This is a genomic window from Rhodococcus quanlei (assembly GCF_055231015.1).
On sequence record NZ_JBUYWD010000006.1, the window covers coordinates 96,349 to 112,911 of the forward strand.

A 16,563-nucleotide genomic window follows, 5' to 3' on the forward strand; every position below is an offset into this window, starting at 1 on the left:
TGTGTTTTGTCCGTATGAGCGTCGAATGCGAATCAGGTGTCGGCAAGTGTGTGGGCGGATTCGAGGAGCAACGCATGCACGAACGCCTGCGGCACGTTGCCTCGCAACTGGCGTTGCGTCACGTCGAATTCCTCGGTGAACAGACCGGGCGGCCCGCAGGCGGCGCGGTTGCGTTCGAACCAGCGGGCTGCATCGCGCTCATTGCCCTGCTGATGCTCTGCGAGCGCCATGAGGAACCCGCACAACAAGAACGCACCCTCCGCTTCGCCCAAGGGGCGTCCGTCCTGGTCGAACCGGAACACGTAGCCATCCCATGCGAGTTCGCTGCGTACCGCATCGAGAGTCAGCAGGCTACGAGGATCTTGCGCGGAAACAGCACCACGGATGCTCGGCAACAGCAGTGCCGCGTCCACGCGCGCGTCGTCCGGGGTCCGCTGCCAACGACCGGTCGGGTGCAAACACCGTTTGGCAGTGTCGGTGACAAGTGCGTCAGCGAGGCTGTTCCACCGCGACGACTGCGCGGTGGGCGCGACTGAGCCGATCGCACGCAACCCGGCCGCACAAGTCAGTGTCGAGTGCGCCCATCGACGATCGTCAAGTTCCCAGATTCCGGCGTCCGGCTCCTGCCAACGCTGCTCTATCGCGGCTACGGCTGCTTCCGCTGCCCGCCAATGCTCCCGGTCCAAGCGGTCGTGGCGGTCTGCGGCGGCGAACAACAGAAGGGCCTCGCCGAACGCATCGAGCTGATGCTGATCGTTGACCCAGTTTCCGATGGTGACCTTGCCGCCCGGGTAGCCGGGGAGGTCGAGCGGCGTCTCACCTGGAACGCGACTGCCGTCGACGGTATAGGCGGGCTTCAGGTCCGGGCCGTCCTCGAGAAGGCGAGCACCGACGAATCCAACCGCATCGTCAAGCAGGGCGTAGGGGCCAGCAGTGGCCACGGCCTGCCCTGCGTAACACTGGTCTCGAATCCAACAGAAACGGTAGTCGTAATTGCGCCCCTGCTCGGCACGTTCTGGCAGAGATGCGGTTGCGGCTGCCACCATCCCGCCACCGCTGGCGGTCAGGCCGCGCAACACCGCATAGGCATGCCCGGCATCGCGATCTGCGAGGGTCCCCGCTATCGGAGGTACCTCATCGCGCCACGCCCGTTCGGTGCGTTCCCACAGGTGCCCAGCATCGGGTGCGGTGCGGTCGAGTTCGGTATCGGAGATTTCCAGAATCAGATCGCGATGCCCGCCCGCCGGTATATCGAGGGTCGTTTCGATGCGGGCACCCTTGTGTTGGGATTCAGGTGCCCCGGACCATCGCACATTCAGCGGGCCGACTCGCATCGTCCACCCTTCGGAAAAATGATGAACTCGCGACATCTTGTCGGTACCGAAGTCAACGGTCAGGGCCATTACCACGCGCACCCGTACATCCGTGTCGAGCGCGACAATTCGTCGCAGCACGATCGCGGTCTGCGGGTCCCCCGGAAAGGCCATCGCCTCTCGGCATTCGACTATCCCGTGAGTGGTGACCCAGCGGCTACGCCAGATCAGCGTGCCGTCCTCGTAATAGCCACCCCAGGTGTAGCGGTATTCGTCGGGTGCCACCACGTATATGCCGGCACCGCCCACCAGTGACGAGAACACGGCGCCGGAATGCCATGTAGGAGCGCACAGCCACGCGATATCACCTCGCGGGCCGATCAGGGCTCCTCGCTCACCGTCGGCGATCAGCGAGTACTCGCGCAGCACATGGGGTGCGACAACCTCGTCGAGGTGGCTTGTCGGTGGCGTCATCGGCTTCGTGTACCCACGCGCGCGCAAGCGCAACCAGCACGCGATACGGCGATCTGTTTCAGAACCCGGGAGATGTGTTTCAGAACGAAGAGGCGGGGCAATCGGCCAACGATGCCGGACCCGATCGGTCCACACAACTCGATCAGCTGGGAGGACAAATTCATGGCCAGCCAGAAAGTTTCCGACTACTTACTTGATCGACTCCGCACCTGGGGTGTGGACAATGTGTTCGCATACGCCGGGGACGGCATCAACGGCATGCTCGCGGCCTGGGGACGCGCCGACAACCAACCCAAGTTCATCCAGGCCCGGCATGAGGAGATGTGCGCCTTCGAGGCGGTCGGTTACGCCAAATTCACCGGCCGACTGGGCGTGTGTATGGCCACTTCGGGGCCCGGGGCGGTACACCTGCTCAACGGATTGTACGACGCGAAGCTCGATCATGTTCCGGTGGTTGCCATCGTCGGCCAGACGAACCGCAGCGCAATGGGTGGGTCGTATCAGCAGGAAATCGACCTGATGAGCCTGTACAAGGATGTGGCCAGCGATTACCTCCACATGGTGACCGTTCCCGAACAGTTGCCGAACGTGCTCGACCGTGCCATACGTATCGCGATATCGCAGCGCGCCCCCACGGCGATCATCATCCCGGCTGACGTGCAGGAACTGGAGTATTCGCCGCCCACCCACGAATTCAAGATGGTGCGTTCGAGCGTGGGGATCGACTGGCCGAGCATCCAACCTGACGACGACGGCATTCGATCGGCTGCCGAAATCCTGAATGCGGGCGAGAAGGTGGCGATTCTCGTCGGCAACGGCGCCCGCGGTGCCCACGAAGAAATCGCCCAGGTCGCCGACCTGCTCGGTGCCGGCGTCGCGAAGGCGCTGCTCGGCAAGGATGTGCTCTCGGACGAGTTGCCCTGGGTCACCGGGTCCATCGGTTTGCTGGGCACCCGCCCGAGTTACGAGATGATGCGTGACTGTGACACCTTGCTCACCGTCGGCTCGAGTTTCCCTTACGCCCAGTTCTTACCCGAATACGATCAAGCGCGTGGCGTCCAGATCGACATCGACGGTCGCTATATCGGCATGCGATACCCCAACGAGATCAACCTCGTTGCGGACGCCCGCACCGCTCTACGCGCACTGATCCCACACTTGCGCCGCAAAGAGAACCGGGGTTGGCGTGAAAAAATCGAATCCGATGTGGCCCGTTGGTGGGAGACAATGGCGATGGAAGCCGACGTGTCCGGTAAACCGATCAACCCGCTGCGCCTGTTCTCCGAACTGTCACCCCTGCTTCCTGGCAACGCGATCGTCACCGCCGACTCCGGTTCCTCCGCCAATTGGTACGCGCGGCAGCTGCGCTTCCGGGGCAACATGCGAGGATCGTTGTCGGGCACCCTGGCGACCATGGGGCCTGGAGTGCCATACGGCATCGGCGCGAAATTCGGCGCACCGGACCGGCCCGTGATCGTATTCGCCGGTGACGGCGCAATGCAGATGAACGGAATGGCCGAACTCATCACCATCAAGCACTACTGGCAGGAGTGGTCCGATCCACGCCTTGTGATCGCGGTGTTACACAACAACGACCTCAACCAGGTCACCTGGGAAATGCGTGCCATGTCCGGGGCGCCGAAATTCGAAGAGTCTCAGGAACTTCCGGACGTCGACTATGGTGCCTTCGCCGCCTCACTCGGCCTACAAGCGATCACGGTCCAGAAGCCGGACGAGTTGGCGGGGGCGTGGAAAAGGGCACTGTCGGCCGATCGTCCAACGGTGCTCGACGTCCACGTCGACCCGAACATGCCGCCCATCCCGCCACACGCGACATGGGATCAGTTCAAATCCACCACCGCGGCAGTTCTGGGCGGCGACCCGGATGCGTTCGGTTTGGTCAAGGAGGGCATCAAGACCAAGGCTCAGGAATTCTTGCCCCACAAGAAGGGTTGACATCGTGGTCGAGTGTCCAGTCAGCGATGTGACCACCTCGGTGTACACGGTGCCCACCGACGCGCCCGAGGCAGACGGCACGCTTGCCTGGGACAGCACCACTCTCGTTCTGGTGCAGGTGCAGGCCGAGGGAACCGTTGGCACCGGCTGGACGTACGGCCCTGCGGCGTGCGCACGAGTCGTGGACGACATGTTGGCCGACGTGGTACGTGGGCGCAGTGCCCTGGATGTGGCCGGTGCGGCCGAGGCGATGACCCGTGCGGTGCGCAACGCAGGTAGACCGGGGATTGCCGGTTACGCGCTGTCGGCTGTCGATGTTGCCCTGTGGGATCTCGCCGCCCGAATACTCGAGGTTCCTTTGCACCACCTGTTGGGTGGCGTCGGGGGCAGTGTTGCGGTGTACGGCAGCGGCGGCTTCACCACCTATGACGCAACCGGATTGGAGAAGCAATTGTCGGGCTGGGTGTCCCGGCAACAGATTCCACGCGTAAAAATCAAAATCGGTGAATTGTGGGGCACGGAAGTGAACCGAGATCTCGACCGAATCGGTCAGGCTCGCACAGCGATAGGGGACGAGACCGAACTGTATGTCGATGCCAATGGTGCCTATGGACGCAAGCAGGCCATCCGGGTGGCTGCTGCGGCGCACGACTACGACGTCCGATGGTTCGAAGAGCCCGTCTCCTCCGATGATCTGGATGGCCTGCGTGAGGTTCGTAATGCGGTGCGTCCGGACGTGACGGCCGGTGAGTACGGTTTTCATCTGCCTTACTTCCTGCGCATGTGTGCTGCCGGCGCCGTCGATTGCCTACAAGTGGACGTGTCCCGTTGCGGAGGAATCACGGAGTGGCGAAGGGCTGCGGCAGTGGCCGCCGCACATGGTCTCGACGTCTCCGGGCACTGCGCTCCCCACCTGCACGCACATGTTGCTGCGGTGACCCCGAAGGTGCGCCATCTCGAATGGTTTCACGACCACGTTCGGATCGAATACATGTTCTTCGACGGCACTCTCGACCCTACGGGTGGCAGGATCATTCCGGACGACGCTGCACCCGGAAACGGACTCACGTTGCGTACCGCCGATGCCAACCGTTATCGGGTTGCGTGACCTTCCGGATGGGATGCCAGGTCCACACGATCGAAAGGGGCAATCCATGTACAAGTTTCATTCGTCACTTCGCCGTCGTCGGTTGAGATGTATTGCGGTCGCCGGAGCCGCGGTTTTGTCCCTTGTTGCGGCTGGATGTGGCGCAGGCCAGAACACACAGACAGCCTCGCAGGATTCGGCTGTCAACGGGGTCAACGTCGAAACCGGCAACATCGCTTTGCGGAACGTGTATGTCGCGGTGGAGCCGAACCAGCCTCGGACGAACCGGGCAGAACTGCACTTCTATGCCGTCAACACGGGCAGAGAAACGGATCGGCTTGTTGCGATCGAATCCGATGCGGCGACCATCACGCTCGATGCAGACCCTGCAAAGCTCGTCATGGAGCCGGAAACGGCGCTCGCTGCAGGTGTGCCCATCGAACAGCTCCAGAAACCGCAGGCGCCGGACCAGCCGATTACGGTGCCCATCGAGCTCGACGACGGCACCGTGGAATCCGGACTGACCATGCCGCTCACCTTCGTCTTCGAACGCACAGGTGAGATTCAGTTCCAAGTTCCCTTCGATGTGTGGACACCTTCCGAGGACATCGAAAATGGACGTCCGTTGCCGGGGACGGCTGGGTCATGACCACCATCGGAAGCCAGAAGTCGAGGCCACCGCTCCTGTTCGAAGCACTCGAAGCACAATTGCGCGAACGGGTAGACGGTGAGGTTCGGTTCGATGCGGGTAGCCGGGCTGCGTACTCGACAGACGGGTCGAACTATCGACAAGTGCCGATTGGGGTGGTGGTACCCCGCACGCCGGAGGCCGCGGTGCATGCGGTGGACGTGTGTCGCCGTCACGACGTGCCGGTCCTGTCCCGCGGCGGGGGAACCAGCCTGGCCGGACAGTGCTGCAATGTGGCGGTCGTGCTCGATTGGAGCAAGTACTGCACACGGGTGCAGTCGGTGGACACCGACGAAGGCGTCGCCGTGGTCGAACCCGGAATCAAACTCGACGATCTGAACGACCGCTTGGACTCGACCGGCTGGATGGTGGGGCCCAAGCCTTCCACCCACGTCAGTTGTGCCATAGGTGGCATGATCGGGAACAACTCGTGCGGTTCCACCGCCCAGGCGTACGGAAAAATGGTGGATTCGGTGCGGCGTCTCGAGGTGCTCACCTACGACGGTTTGCGTATGTGGGTGGGGGAGACGTCCGACGAGGAGTTCGACCAGATCATCGCCGAAGGCGGCCGCCGCGCAGAGATCTATCGGGAACTGCGCACGCTGATCGACGGCTATGCGGACGATGTACACGAACGCTATCCGGATATTCCGCGTCGCGTTTCGGGCTACAACCTCGACTCACTGCTCCCCGAGAACAACTTCTCGGTCGCCGGTCTGCTGGTGGGCAGCGAGAGCACCTTGGTTACAGTGCTGCGCACCGAGCTGCAACTTGTCCCCACCCCGGCCGCCAACGCGCTTGCGATGCTCGGATTCCGTGACGTCTTCACCGCCGCGGATGCAGTGCCCACGGTGTTGCAACACCAACCGGCTGCTCTCGAGGGCATCGACCATCGTCTGGTGGAACTCGAACACAGTCAGCGACTGGCGGAGAAGGCGCTCCGGCAATTGCCCGACGGCACTGCGTGGCTCATGGTGCAGTTCAACGGTGACGACCAGGACGACGCCGATCGTAAGGCGAAAGCCATGATCGAGGACATCGAGCGCGAATACACGCCGCATACAGCAGTACTCGACGATCCGACCCGTAGACAGGAGGTGTGGGCGGCCCGCGAGGCAGGTCTCGGCGCCACTGCCTACCCGCCGAACGCACCCGAAACCCATGAGGGATGGGAGGATGCGGCGGTACCGCCGCATCGACTGGGCGATTACCTGCGCGACTTCCGAGATCTGCTCGACCGCTACGACTATGGCACTTCGTCGCTGTACGGTCACTTCGGGCAGGGCTGCGTCCACACCCGAATTCCGTTCGATCTGCGTACCGCCGCAGGTATTGCCCATTACCGCAGCTTCGCCGAGGACAGTGCCCGCCTCGTCGTCGAGTACGGGGGCTCGCTGTCGGGTGAGCACGGGGACGGGCAGTCTCGGGGTGAACTGCTGCCGTTGATGTTCGGCGATCGCGTTGTCGGGGCGTTCGAGCAGGTGAAGTCGCTGTTCGACCCTCGGAATCGGATGAACCCGGGCAAGATCGTTCACCCGAACAGGCTCGACGAAGACCTGCGGCAAGGGGTGGACTACCTTCCGATCGAACCGAAGACGCACTTTGCGTATCCAGGCGACGACCACCGATTCAGTAGGGCTGCTGCCCGCTGCGTCGGTGTCGGAAAGTGCCGCGGAGAAGAATCCGGCGTGATGTGCCCGAGCTATCGCGCCACCGGGGAAGAAGAGCATTCCACACGCGGCCGTGCGAGGTTGCTTTTCGAGATGGTGAAAGGTGATGTCATCACCGACGGCTGGCGCTCCACCGAGGTGCGCGATGCACTCGATCTGTGCTTGGCCTGCAAGGGATGTAAAAGCGACTGTCCGGTCGATGTCGACATGGCCACGTACAAGGCGGAGTTCCTCTCCCACCACTACGAGCATCGGCTACGGCCGGTAACTCACTACTCCATGGGCTGGATTCCTTTGTGGGCCCGCGTGGCGGCGATAGCGCCCCGGGCGGTCAACGTCCTGACGCATACGCCCGGTGTCTCGGCGGCAATCAAGACTGCGGGCGGAGTGGATCGGCGTAGGCCGTTTCCGCGATTCGCCGATGAACGATTCACCGAGTGGTTCCATGATCGGGGACCCGGCGAGGGGGGCTCACGAGGACGGGTGGTGTTGTGGCCGGACACGTTCACCAACAACCTGGACCCACACATTGCACGGGACACGGTGGCAGTTCTCGAGGCAGCCGGCTTCGAGGTGGACGTGCCGCAACGCACCGTGTGTTGCGGACTCACCTGGATCTCCACCGGGCAGTTGCGCACCGCCCAGCGGGTGTTGCGCCGCACCCTGAAATTGCTGCGTCCGGCGTTGCGGTCGGGTACACCGGTGGTGGTACTCGAACCGAGCTGCGCGGCAGTGTTCCGATCCGACCTGCCCGAGCTGTTGCACGGCGACGAGGACGCACACCGGTTGGCGGGCCAGACGTATACGCTCGGCGAACTTCTCCACGACAAGGCGCCGGATTGGCATCCCCCCGGTGCGGAAAGCACCGCTTCGGCCACGGCCCTATTGCAGCCGCATTGCCACCAACACGCCGTCCTGAACCCCAAGAAGGACAAGGCGACGCTCGAAGACGCTGGTGTCGACGTGGACGTCCTCGATGCCGGATGCTGCGGCTTGGCGGGCAATTTCGGATTCGAACGCGGCCACTATGACGTTTCGGTCGCATGTGCGGAAGACAAGCTGCTACCCGCGATCCGCGGCGCCGACCCGTGCACATTGGTGATTGCCGACGGTTTCAGTTGCCGCACTCAGATCCGTGATTTGCAGCCGGGATCGGAACCATTGCACACCGCTCAGATACTCGCGAAACGATTACAGTCGTGAAGGAACCGGCGGGGGTGGACGCGGATCTGAAGGTACTCGTCGACCAGTTGCAGGCGTTGAACGATGTGGCGAACTGTGGCGACGGCCCTGGCGAGGGCGCTGTGTACGACTTCAACATTCGTTGGGGCGCTGCGTTGTCCGGGCGCTTGCCGAGGCTGCAGTACTATTTCGATGGTGGACAGCTCACCGCCGAGTCCGCTGCACGATACGCGGCCCTCGGTCGCGAACTGCAAGAGGCTGTGCCATTGCTGACTCGCCTACAGTCTACGCACCCGGCGATACCGATCCACCCGGTGCCGGACTACATTCGACAGCGGCGCTCACGGTGAAAATTTCGCGCGAAAGCGACTCTCGTGCACGGTGATGCCGGTATGTGGCTCCGGGCAATCCGGGTTGGCGCACGTCAACGCGACCATGTATGTGCCAGGCTTCTCGTCGAGAAACAGAAAGCCCAAGGGCAGCGCGTCACCGACGCTGAAGTCGTGACCCCCACACCAATGGCAGGCGGAACCCGTCTCGGCTACCCGCACCGAGACACACGCCTGCTCCTGCTCGGTCAGCATGACATTCTCCGGCCGGAGCGGACCAGTCATACTTCCACGTCCTTGTCGAAGTAGATGTTGTCTTCACGCCAGCCGCCCATGCCGTACCCGATGCCGGAATAGTCGGCCACGAACTCGATCCGGTCGATCCATTTGGCCATCTTGAAACCCACCTGTGTTTCGACGCGTAGTCGCAGCGGTGCCCCATGCTTGATCGGCAGCGGCTGACCGTTCATCTCGTATGCGAGCAGTGTTTGCGGGTCCTCGGCAAGGCTCAGATCGATGATTTCGTAGAACTGTCCTGTGCCGTCGGCGCTCGGTTCGTCGCGACCACTGTCTTGCATGGTGAAAAAGCACAGGTAGCGGGCCTCAGGGAAGGGTCGAACCATGGAGACGAGGTCGCGCAGCGGCAGCCCGCCCCATTCGCCGATGCTCGACCAGCCCTGGACACAGTTGTGTAGAACACGTTGGCTTTGCGTGTCGCGCAGTGCGATCAGTGTGGGCAGGTCGAGGGCGGCCGGCCGCTCGACCAGGCCGCCGACGTCGAGTCGCCAGTCCACAAAATTGTGGGCCGCCATGACCTTGTAGGAGGTACTGGTAGGCGGCTTTCCGTTCACGCGGTGCTCTCGGGACAGCTCACGAGAGGAGTAGTCCTGGCGCGACGTCAATGGTCTGAGTGCTCGCAGGCGCGCTTGTCGGACGACAGCGCCGAGTATCCGCTGCACCGACCGTGGGTTTCGGTAGCTCCACATTGTCGCCGCGCCGTGGGCCAGGATGATGACCGCGATGATCACCACGGACAGCAGCGTGGCCCAGTACGGGTTTCGGGATTCGCCGAAGATGATTTTTGCGTTCAGGTGCCCCCAGCCCCAGAAGAACACCATCGTCAGGTGAACAATGATGAACAATGCGAACAGGATCAGTCCGAGGAAGTGCAGGCTGCGCGCCGACTGGCGACCACCCCACAGTCGCACGAACCAGGGAAATCGGGCCTCCACGGCCGGTGACTGCGCGGCGCCGGTGAGTATCTGGAATGGAGCCAGAATGAACAGGACCGCCGCGTAGGTGAGCTTCTGGATCGCATCATGTGATTCTCCCGGAATCAGCGGCGGCAGGGTGAAGCTGAGATACGTGAGGATGTCCTCCCACGCTTGTTGAAACACCCACCAGGAGGTCGGGATGTAGCGACGCCACTGACCTGTTGCGAACAGCAGCACGTAATACACCGCGCCGATCAGGATCCATCCGAGGATGCTTGCGAAATGCCAATGCCGACCCAGGCCCAGCATTCTGCGGCCGGGCAATGCGATGAGTGGCGAGTAGCTCTCCTCCTCGTCGAGCGTGTCGTACAGCGTGTCGGTGGGCATTGTCTTGTTGGTGAACCGCGCCCACTCGGTGCCAGGAGTGCTGTCGTCGTGCCAGTACAGCTTGGGATGACTTGCCAAAATCTCGATCCCGCTGCGCATCACCAAGGTCAGGAACAGCACGTTCAGCCAGTGTTCGATACGCAGCCAGGCAGGGTAGCTCATCAATTCAGTCATGCCAGTCCTGACGCCCCGGATGAGCGACGTTGATTCCCAGCAGAATCGACGCGTGCAAGGCAAGGAAGAGTACGGCACACCCGAGCGCGGCAGTACCGGGTGCGTAGTCCCACCCTCTCAGCGCGGGAGGCGCTCTCGTGTGGCTGGTGATTCGGCTTACAAGGTACGTAACGAGAAAGAGTGCGCATATCGAGCTGCCGAGAAACCAACCGAACTGGGATCCGCCCAGCGTCATGACCGCCGCAGCCGTCACCAGCATTATCGCGAGAACAATCGCATAGACAAAAAGAAGGACGGTGCGTTCGGACACGGTCGCAAGGGTGCCCATCAGGACCATAGCTATGCCCAGCAGCAGGACCATCCCCGACGCCGTTACGATTCTGGGCAGATTGAACGCGACCATCATGCCGCGAATACCCACGACGCGGACGGTCAACCCGTCCGTCGAGGGTGATTTTCGCCGTTTCGACGAGCGAGGGGTGACGCCTTCGTCCTCGCCTACTCGGGTTGGCGCAGCGAGAAGGTCGAGGCGATCAAGGCTCTCGAGTACCGGTATTGGCGCGCCCTGCGACAACAAGGGATCCCGCCGGCGTCGCGAGGTGTTCACCGATAAAGGGCTGTCGTCGATTTCGGTCCGCTCGGTTCGTTTCCAGACGCGGACGGAATCGCTGAGGTCTACCGGAAGATCGCCTTGGAGCGCAACGGTGGCAAGCACATGGTGCTATCGAACAACCGGGATCGCCACATCGTCGAAGACTGAGCCTGGAAGATCTCGTACTGCAAATCCATCCCACTATGGCCGGTCACCCGTCCACTTGCAGAGGGAAAAAAGTCGAGGACAACCTGCCGATTCCGGACACGGCAGGCCATGAGACGAAATAGACCGTAACGCGCAACCAGACCAGAGTATGTGACCGCGGCAGCAGTGTCCGGAAGCTTGCGAGGACGCAGAAATGAGTCTGATCCAAGGACCGGGTGGTCGTCGACAATGGCGCACGACATGGCGCACGATCTGCGCCCCTACGGTGTCGCGCAGCGTCACGGTGGATGGGGATGGTCAAGACCGAACGTACTGCCGCACTGTTCGACGACGAACCCAAGTCCGATCCGTACCAGGCGTTCATGCCTGCGGCCGAATCCGCGGGATTTCCGGGCAGAGTAATCGACGCTCTTGCGAATGACCCGAAGTTGATGGAACGTTCGGGGAAGGTACTCATCGGCGCCGAGGTAGCCGAGGAATTCGGTGTCACCGACCTCGAAGGCAACCAGCCGCCCTCGCACCGCCACTTCTTGGGCCATCCGACCGTATTCAGTGACGCCGTCGTCGAATAGCAGGAGTGCAGACCTCCATGTTCCGTTCGAATGACTGCAGTCGTGAACGATCCGAACGATTGCCCCTCAGATCAGGTTGCTGCCACTAGTCGCGGGTGATCTTCGCCGTTTCGACGAGCGACGCCCAGCATTCGCGGAAGCGGCTGCCGGGCGCGCACTGCGCGGCAACTGGAGCGATGTCGTCGACATGGTCGACGTCGCGGAGTAGCGGTAGCAGGTGCACCGAGACCCCGATCGATTCGAGGACTGCGCGGGTCGTTCTGCCGGTGTCCGGGCTCGACGTGGGTACGTCTCCTATCGGTGCGGCTATCTGGGCGTGGGTGACGCCGAGGGCCCACCATCCGCCGTCCTCGGCGGGGCCGAGCACACATTCGGTACCGGCGGTGAGTGGCTGTGCGCACCGCTCGAGCAAGGCGGACGTCACCTGCGGGGTGTCCATACCGATCTGAAAGACCGGCGCATTCGTGGCCTGGTAGGCGTCGGCGTGCGCGTTGGCGAGTCGCTGCGCGAATGTGTCGCCGCGCTGCACAACGATGGTGAAATCGTTCAACGCTTGCTCGAGTTCTTCGCGGCGAACCGCGTGCGCCACATCTCCGGTGAGCGCAACCATCCGGTGTGTGACGTCGGCATTGGTGACCTCGGCGAGTGTGTCCAGTAGTGCGGCGGCGGCGAGCTCGGCTGCCGGACCGTCGCCGATCGAAGCGGCGAGTCGCGTCTTGGCGAACCCTGGCACGGGGGCCTTCGCCGCCACCAGGACGGTCATGTCCATCGCAGCGCCTTCCAGAAGTCGCGGACGGCAGTGACGGTGCCGCGAACCGAGCCCGATACCTTCGACACGCCACCCGCTCGCGGCCGATAGGTGATATCGCCTTCGACGACCCGCCATCCCGCCTGCGCAGCCAGGATCAGTAGTTGCAGCGGATAGCCCGACCGGCGATCCGGAACCTGCAGATCGAGGAGCGCCTGTCGTCGTACCGCACGCATCGCACCGATGTCGTGGATGGGCAATCCGTAACGGCTGCGCAGTAGCGCCGCGATCAGCGCGTTGCCCAGGCGGGCGTGCCACGACCAAGCGCCGCGACGGTCGGGCCTGCGCCGGCCCACAGCCAGGTCGGAGCCGTCGTCCAGCATTGCGATCAGTCCGCGCAGGTCAGAGGGATCCATCGAACCGTCGCCGTCGAGGACGCCCACCACTGCGGTTCGCGCGGCCTCGACACCGGCGTGGACGGCGGCTCCGTACCCAGGTTGCCGTTCGAACACTACGGTTGCCCCAGCGGCCCTCGCCACCGCGACGGTGGCATCGGTGGAGTTGTTGTCGACCACCAGAGCGCGGTACCCCGTAGGCATCGCCGCCAGGACGCCCTGCAGCGCGCTCGCTTCGTTCAGGCACGGGATCACCACGGTGACGTCGGACGGTGCGATCGGTGCAGGCAACATCGGTTCAGGCAACGGGGCCTCCCGCCGGTCGGGCGTCGCGTAGGGGAGCAGACGCAAAGGCGGCGATCCCCTCGTCCGGACCGACCTGCGCACGAAATCCGAGGACGTCGGCTGCTCGGGCCGGATCGGCCACGATGTGGCGCACATCCCCCGGGCGGAACTCGCCGGTCACCACCGGTTCCGGGCCCCGACACTCCCGTGACAACGCCCAGGCCACACCGCCGATGCTGATCGGCCGTCCCGAACATACGTTGAGCGGGCAGAACCCGGGCACCGCGGACTCGATCGCAGCAACATTGACCGCCGCAACGTCGTGCACGTGCACGAAGTCACGCATCTGCCTGCCGTCCTCGAACACCCGGGGCGCAGTCCCTGCCTCGAGGGCAGACCGGAACAGTGCGGCCACCCCGGAATACGGGGTGTTGCGGGGCATGAAGTCGCCGTAGACGTTGTGATAGCGCAGCGCCGTCACGTCACCGCCGGTCGCCAGCGCCCAGGCATACGCATAGTTCTCCTGGGCCACCTTGCTGGCCGCGTAGGTGCTGCGCGGTCGTAGCGGTGCGGTCTCGTCGACCAGCGCCCAGTCCAGCGGTACACCGTTGTCAGGGTCGAGAACGTCGAACACGCCGGACTCGAGATCCTGCTGTCGTCTCGGTGCGGGGACGATGTCGTCGCAGGCCGCATTGCAATACCGCCCGTCGCCGTACACCACCATCGACGACGCGAGCACCAGTCGACGGCAACCGGCATCGTGCATCGCGGCGAGGAGGACAGCGGTCCCGAAGTCGTTGTGACTGGCGTAGGCGGGAGCATCGCCGGCGTCCACTCCGGCGCCCACGACCGCCGCCTGATGGCACACTACGTCGACGCCCCGCAGGAGTCCGGTCATGCTGTCGCCGTCACGCACATCGATCCGTTGCACCCCCTCGGGCGGTGCAGCCCCGTCGCCGTGAGCGGAGGCTAGTACGGCGTCGACCGCCACCACATCATGGCCCGCGTCGGTGAGGGCGCCGCGGATCTCGCCTCCGATGAACCCGGCGGCGCCCGTGACCAGAACTCGCAATCCGGTCACGGCAGTTCGATCGGCAGTGACAGACCCTCGTGCGGCCGGCATGCGTCACAAGGCTTCCTGGGCGCACTGGCTATCGCCGCGCGCACCAGCTCCTTCCACGGTTCGAGATTGCGGTGGAGTTCCGCGAACGCGTCGACCGAGCGCACTCCGGACCCCACTTCGATACCCGCATCCAGGTCGGTGACCAGAGCGACGGCGGCGTAACACATCTCGAGTTCTCTGGCGAGCACGGCTTCGGGGTGGCCGGTCATGTTCACCAGGGTCCACCCCTGCCGGGCGAACCATTGACTTTCTGCTCGCGTGGAGAAACGCGGCCCTTCGATCACCACCAGTGTGCCGCCGGCGTGCGCGCCCACCGTGAGCGCCGCCTCACGCAGTTCGTGACAGTACGGGTCGGCGAAACTCACGTGCACCCCGCCACCGTCGAAGTAGGTCTGAGTGCGTCCACTGGTGCGGTCGACGAGCTGATCCGGCACCGTCATAGCGCCTGGACCGAGTTCGGACGTGAGGCTGCCTGCAGCGCAGGGCGCAAGCACCTGCCGTACTCCGAGCATCCGCAATGCCCACAGATTGGCACGGTACGGGATTGTGTGCGGTGCATACTCGTGCCCTTGCCCGTGCCGGGGTAGGAACGCGACCCGCCGCCCGGCAACGTCGCCGACCACGATGGGACCGCTCGGCCGTCCATAAGGCGTCTCGAAGGCGATCTCCTCCGTGCCGGCGTGGGAAGGGTCGTCGAAGAACGAGTAGAAGCCGCTGCCACCGATGACAGCGAGATCGGCGGCGGGCAGAGCGGGTGCACTCGTTGTGCTCATCTGGCCATCCTCCATCGTTATGCTGTTCACGAGTGGAAAACTCGTGAAAAGGGGTGGTGTGAAGTCTCCGGAGTCGCATACGAGAAGGCGGCGCTTCGCTGGGTGGGACCTCGCGGCCGCCACCCTTGCCGTGATGCTCGTTGTTGCGGCTTTCGTGGTGCCGTACCTGGACAACGACACCATCACCCCGCTCGTGAACAGAAGTGCGAAAGACTGGCAGATCTTCGCCGAGGGGGCGCCGCTGTTCGGGTGGTATCGGGTTCACGTCGGCTGGGCTACGCCGGTGACGATCCTGATCGCAGTCGTCGTGGTCGCGTGGGGACCCATTGTGGCGCAGCGCTTGTCGTGGCGTCCGCTCACTGCGCTGACCTGGCTGATCGGCGTGGCGTGGGCGATGGCGCTGGCAATGGTGGACGGGTGGCAGGATGGGTTCGTCGGGAGGCTGACGGACGGGCACGAGTACTTGCACGAGGTGCCGGGCATACGGGACGTCCCGGCCGTGCTGTCCGGCTTCAGCGACCGCATTCTCGACGGCCAACCGGACTCGTGGACCACGCACGTCTCCGGGCATCCCCCCGGCGCGGTGCTCACGTTCGTCTGGCTCGATCGCCTCGGACTGTCGGGTGGGGCGTGGGCGTCGGCGTTGTGTGTTGTGGTCGGAACGAGCGCCGCGGCCGCGGTCATGATTACGCTGCGTGTGCTCGGGGACGAGTCGATGGCTCGCCGGGCAGCGCCGTTCCTTGCGCTCGCACCGGCCGCGATCTGGATCGCGGCCTCGGCGGATGCGCTGTTCGCTGGGGTGGCGGCGTGGGGAATCTCCCTGCTGGCGGTTGCCACCCGCCGCTCGGGTCTGTGGTCCGCGGTGCCTGCGGTGTGCGCCGGCGTGGTGCTCGGTTTCAGTATCTTCCTCAGCTACGGACTGGTGCTGATCGGGTTGCCGGCGATCGCGGTGCTGCTCATCGGCAGAACGGCCCGACCGCTGATCGGAGCGATCCTCGGTGCCCTTGCCGTGACGGCCGTCTTCGCCGCTTACGGGTTCTGGTGGTTCGACGGCTACTTTCTGGTGCAGGAACGCTACTACCAGGGGATCGCCACTGATCGACCCTTCGCGTATTGGTGGTGGGCCAACCTCGCCGCCTTGGTGTGCGCGGTGGGTCTGGCAACGGCCGCAGCCTTGCCGCGAGTGTTCACGTGGTCCCGTATTCGGGGGTTGTCGCCGGTGAACGTGCTGGTGCTTGCCGCGCTGGCAGCAGTGGCCGCGGCCGACGCGAGCGGACTGAGCAAAGCCGAGGTGGAACGTATCTGGTTGCCCTTCGCAGTGTGGCTGCTCGCCGCACCGGCGCTCCTGCCCCGCCGAAGCCACCGGACCTGGTTGGTGGTACAGGCTGTCGCGGCGTTGGCGATCGTCCACCTGATCTTCACCAATTGGTGAC

15 protein-coding genes are annotated in these 16,563 nt (G+C 63.9%); 7 read left to right on the forward strand and 8 right to left on the reverse strand.

Annotated elements, in window-relative coordinates:
- Positions 1-32 precede the first annotated feature (32 nt).
- Positions 33-1,787, reverse strand: a complete 1,755-nt coding sequence (locus tag ACZI8Q_RS04670; protein WP_463372334.1) for a glycoside hydrolase family 15 protein — start codon at positions 1,785-1,787, stop codon at positions 33-35.
- Between the two features lie 162 nt (positions 1,788-1,949).
- On the opposite strand from ACZI8Q_RS04670, the gene ACZI8Q_RS04675 reads away from it, so the two are divergent.
- From ACZI8Q_RS04675 to ACZI8Q_RS04695, 5 genes are read left to right on the forward strand one after another with little or no spacing between them, the layout of a single operon-like run.
- Complete coding sequence (locus ACZI8Q_RS04675) at positions 1,950-3,743, forward strand: thiamine pyrophosphate-requiring protein (protein WP_463372335.1); 1,794 nt, start codon at positions 1,950-1,952, stop codon at positions 3,741-3,743.
- Positions 3,744-3,747: 4 nt separating this feature from the next.
- Positions 3,748-4,851, forward strand: coding sequence for an enolase C-terminal domain-like protein (locus ACZI8Q_RS04680; RefSeq protein WP_463372336.1), 1,104 nt, complete (start codon positions 3,748-3,750; stop codon positions 4,849-4,851).
- A 46-nt stretch (positions 4,852-4,897) separates the two neighbouring features.
- Entirely contained in the window at positions 4,898-5,479 is a 582-nt protein-coding gene (locus ACZI8Q_RS04685; RefSeq protein ID WP_463372337.1) for a copper chaperone PCu(A)C, read from the forward strand.
- Positions 5,476-8,391 (forward strand): FAD-binding and (Fe-S)-binding domain-containing protein, encoded by a 2,916-nt coding sequence (locus ACZI8Q_RS04690; protein ID WP_463372338.1) that lies wholly within the window; start codon positions 5,476-5,478, stop codon positions 8,389-8,391. The genes ACZI8Q_RS04685 and ACZI8Q_RS04690 overlap by 4 nt, the downstream gene beginning before the upstream one ends.
- Positions 8,388-8,720 (forward strand): hypothetical protein, encoded by a 333-nt coding sequence (locus ACZI8Q_RS04695; RefSeq protein ID WP_463372339.1) that lies wholly within the window; start codon positions 8,388-8,390, stop codon positions 8,718-8,720. Before ACZI8Q_RS04690 ends, ACZI8Q_RS04695 begins: the two co-directional genes overlap by 4 nt.
- Here the strand turns inward: ACZI8Q_RS04695 and ACZI8Q_RS04700 are convergent.
- From ACZI8Q_RS04700 to ACZI8Q_RS04710, 3 genes are read right to left on the reverse strand one after another with little or no spacing between them, the layout of a single operon-like run.
- Positions 8,712-8,984 (reverse strand): hypothetical protein, encoded by a 273-nt coding sequence (locus tag ACZI8Q_RS04700; protein ID WP_463372340.1) that lies wholly within the window; start codon positions 8,982-8,984, stop codon positions 8,712-8,714. The two genes, ACZI8Q_RS04695 and ACZI8Q_RS04700, sit on opposite strands and share 9 nt — an antisense overlap.
- The gene (locus tag ACZI8Q_RS04705; protein WP_463372341.1) at positions 8,981-10,474 is read right to left on the reverse strand and encodes a molybdopterin-dependent oxidoreductase; all 1,494 of its coding nucleotides are present in this window, start codon (positions 10,472-10,474) and stop codon (positions 8,981-8,983) included. The genes ACZI8Q_RS04700 and ACZI8Q_RS04705 overlap by 4 nt, the downstream gene beginning before the upstream one ends.
- Entirely contained in the window at positions 10,467-11,189 is a 723-nt protein-coding gene (locus tag ACZI8Q_RS04710; RefSeq protein ID WP_463372342.1) for a hypothetical protein, read from the reverse strand. Before ACZI8Q_RS04710 ends, ACZI8Q_RS04705 begins: the two co-directional genes overlap by 8 nt.
- 338 nt (positions 11,190-11,527) lie before the next feature.
- Here ACZI8Q_RS04710 and ACZI8Q_RS04715 point away from each other — a divergent pair, with 338 nt between their 5' ends.
- Positions 11,528-11,806 (forward strand): hypothetical protein, encoded by a 279-nt coding sequence (locus ACZI8Q_RS04715; protein ID WP_463372343.1) that lies wholly within the window; start codon positions 11,528-11,530, stop codon positions 11,804-11,806.
- 85 nt (positions 11,807-11,891) lie between these two features.
- Here the strand turns inward: ACZI8Q_RS04715 and ACZI8Q_RS04720 are convergent, their stop codons facing one another.
- Genes ACZI8Q_RS04720 through ACZI8Q_RS04735 form a run of 4 tightly spaced genes read right to left on the reverse strand, consistent with a single transcriptional unit; the run spans position 11,892 to position 15,130 of the window.
- Positions 11,892-12,575 (reverse strand): TIGR04282 family arsenosugar biosynthesis glycosyltransferase, encoded by a 684-nt coding sequence (locus ACZI8Q_RS04720; RefSeq protein ID WP_463372344.1) that lies wholly within the window; start codon positions 12,573-12,575, stop codon positions 11,892-11,894.
- Positions 12,566-13,243, reverse strand: coding sequence for a glycosyltransferase family 2 protein (locus ACZI8Q_RS04725; protein ID WP_463372475.1), 678 nt, complete (start codon positions 13,241-13,243; stop codon positions 12,566-12,568). The genes ACZI8Q_RS04720 and ACZI8Q_RS04725 overlap by 10 nt, the downstream gene beginning before the upstream one ends.
- Positions 13,244-13,247: 4 nt before the next feature.
- Complete coding sequence (locus ACZI8Q_RS04730; protein ID WP_463372345.1) at positions 13,248-14,315, reverse strand: NAD-dependent epimerase/dehydratase family protein; 1,068 nt, start codon at positions 14,313-14,315, stop codon at positions 13,248-13,250.
- The gene (locus ACZI8Q_RS04735) at positions 14,312-15,130 is read right to left on the reverse strand and encodes an S-methyl-5'-thioadenosine phosphorylase (protein WP_463372346.1); all 819 of its coding nucleotides are present in this window, start codon (positions 15,128-15,130) and stop codon (positions 14,312-14,314) included. The genes ACZI8Q_RS04730 and ACZI8Q_RS04735 overlap by 4 nt, the downstream gene beginning before the upstream one ends.
- Positions 15,131-15,263: 133 nt before the next feature.
- Between ACZI8Q_RS04735 and ACZI8Q_RS04740 the strand changes: the two genes are divergently transcribed.
- Positions 15,264-16,562: a hypothetical protein gene (locus tag ACZI8Q_RS04740; RefSeq protein WP_463372476.1), complete on the forward strand. Its 1,299-nt coding sequence runs from the start codon at positions 15,264-15,266 to the stop codon at positions 16,560-16,562.
- Position 16,563 lies beyond the last annotated feature (1 nt).

What these genes read in the sequence shown, in the direction of transcription:
- ACZI8Q_RS04670 (WP_463372334.1), bottom strand. Translation starts at nt 1,787, where the DNA reads ATGACGCCACCGACAAGCCACCTCGACGAGGTTGTCGCACCCCATGTG.
- ACZI8Q_RS04675 (WP_463372335.1), top strand. Translation starts at nt 1,950, where the DNA reads ATGGCCAGCCAGAAAGTTTCCGACTACTTACTTGATCGACTCCGCACC.
- ACZI8Q_RS04685 (WP_463372337.1), top strand. Translation starts at nt 4,898, where the DNA reads ATGTACAAGTTTCATTCGTCACTTCGCCGTCGTCGGTTGAGATGTATT.
- ACZI8Q_RS04690 (WP_463372338.1), top strand. Translation starts at nt 5,476, where the DNA reads ATGACCACCATCGGAAGCCAGAAGTCGAGGCCACCGCTCCTGTTCGAA.
- ACZI8Q_RS04715 (WP_463372343.1), top strand. Translation starts at nt 11,528, where the DNA reads ATGGTCAAGACCGAACGTACTGCCGCACTGTTCGACGACGAACCCAAG.
- ACZI8Q_RS04735 (WP_463372346.1), bottom strand. Translation starts at nt 15,130, where the DNA reads ATGAGCACAACGAGTGCACCCGCTCTGCCCGCCGCCGATCTCGCTGTC.
- ACZI8Q_RS04725 (WP_463372475.1), bottom strand. Translation starts at nt 13,243, where the DNA reads ATGTTGCCTGCACCGATCGCACCGTCCGACGTCACCGTGGTGATCCCG.
- ACZI8Q_RS04700 (WP_463372340.1), bottom strand. Translation starts at nt 8,984, where the DNA reads ATGACTGGTCCGCTCCGGCCGGAGAATGTCATGCTGACCGAGCAGGAG.
- ACZI8Q_RS04720 (WP_463372344.1), bottom strand. Translation starts at nt 12,575, where the DNA reads ATGGACATGACCGTCCTGGTGGCGGCGAAGGCCCCCGTGCCAGGGTTC.
- ACZI8Q_RS04740 (WP_463372476.1), top strand. Translation starts at nt 15,264, where the DNA reads ATGCTCGTTGTTGCGGCTTTCGTGGTGCCGTACCTGGACAACGACACC.
- ACZI8Q_RS04705 (WP_463372341.1), bottom strand. Translation starts at nt 10,474, where the DNA reads ATGACTGAATTGATGAGCTACCCTGCCTGGCTGCGTATCGAACACTGG.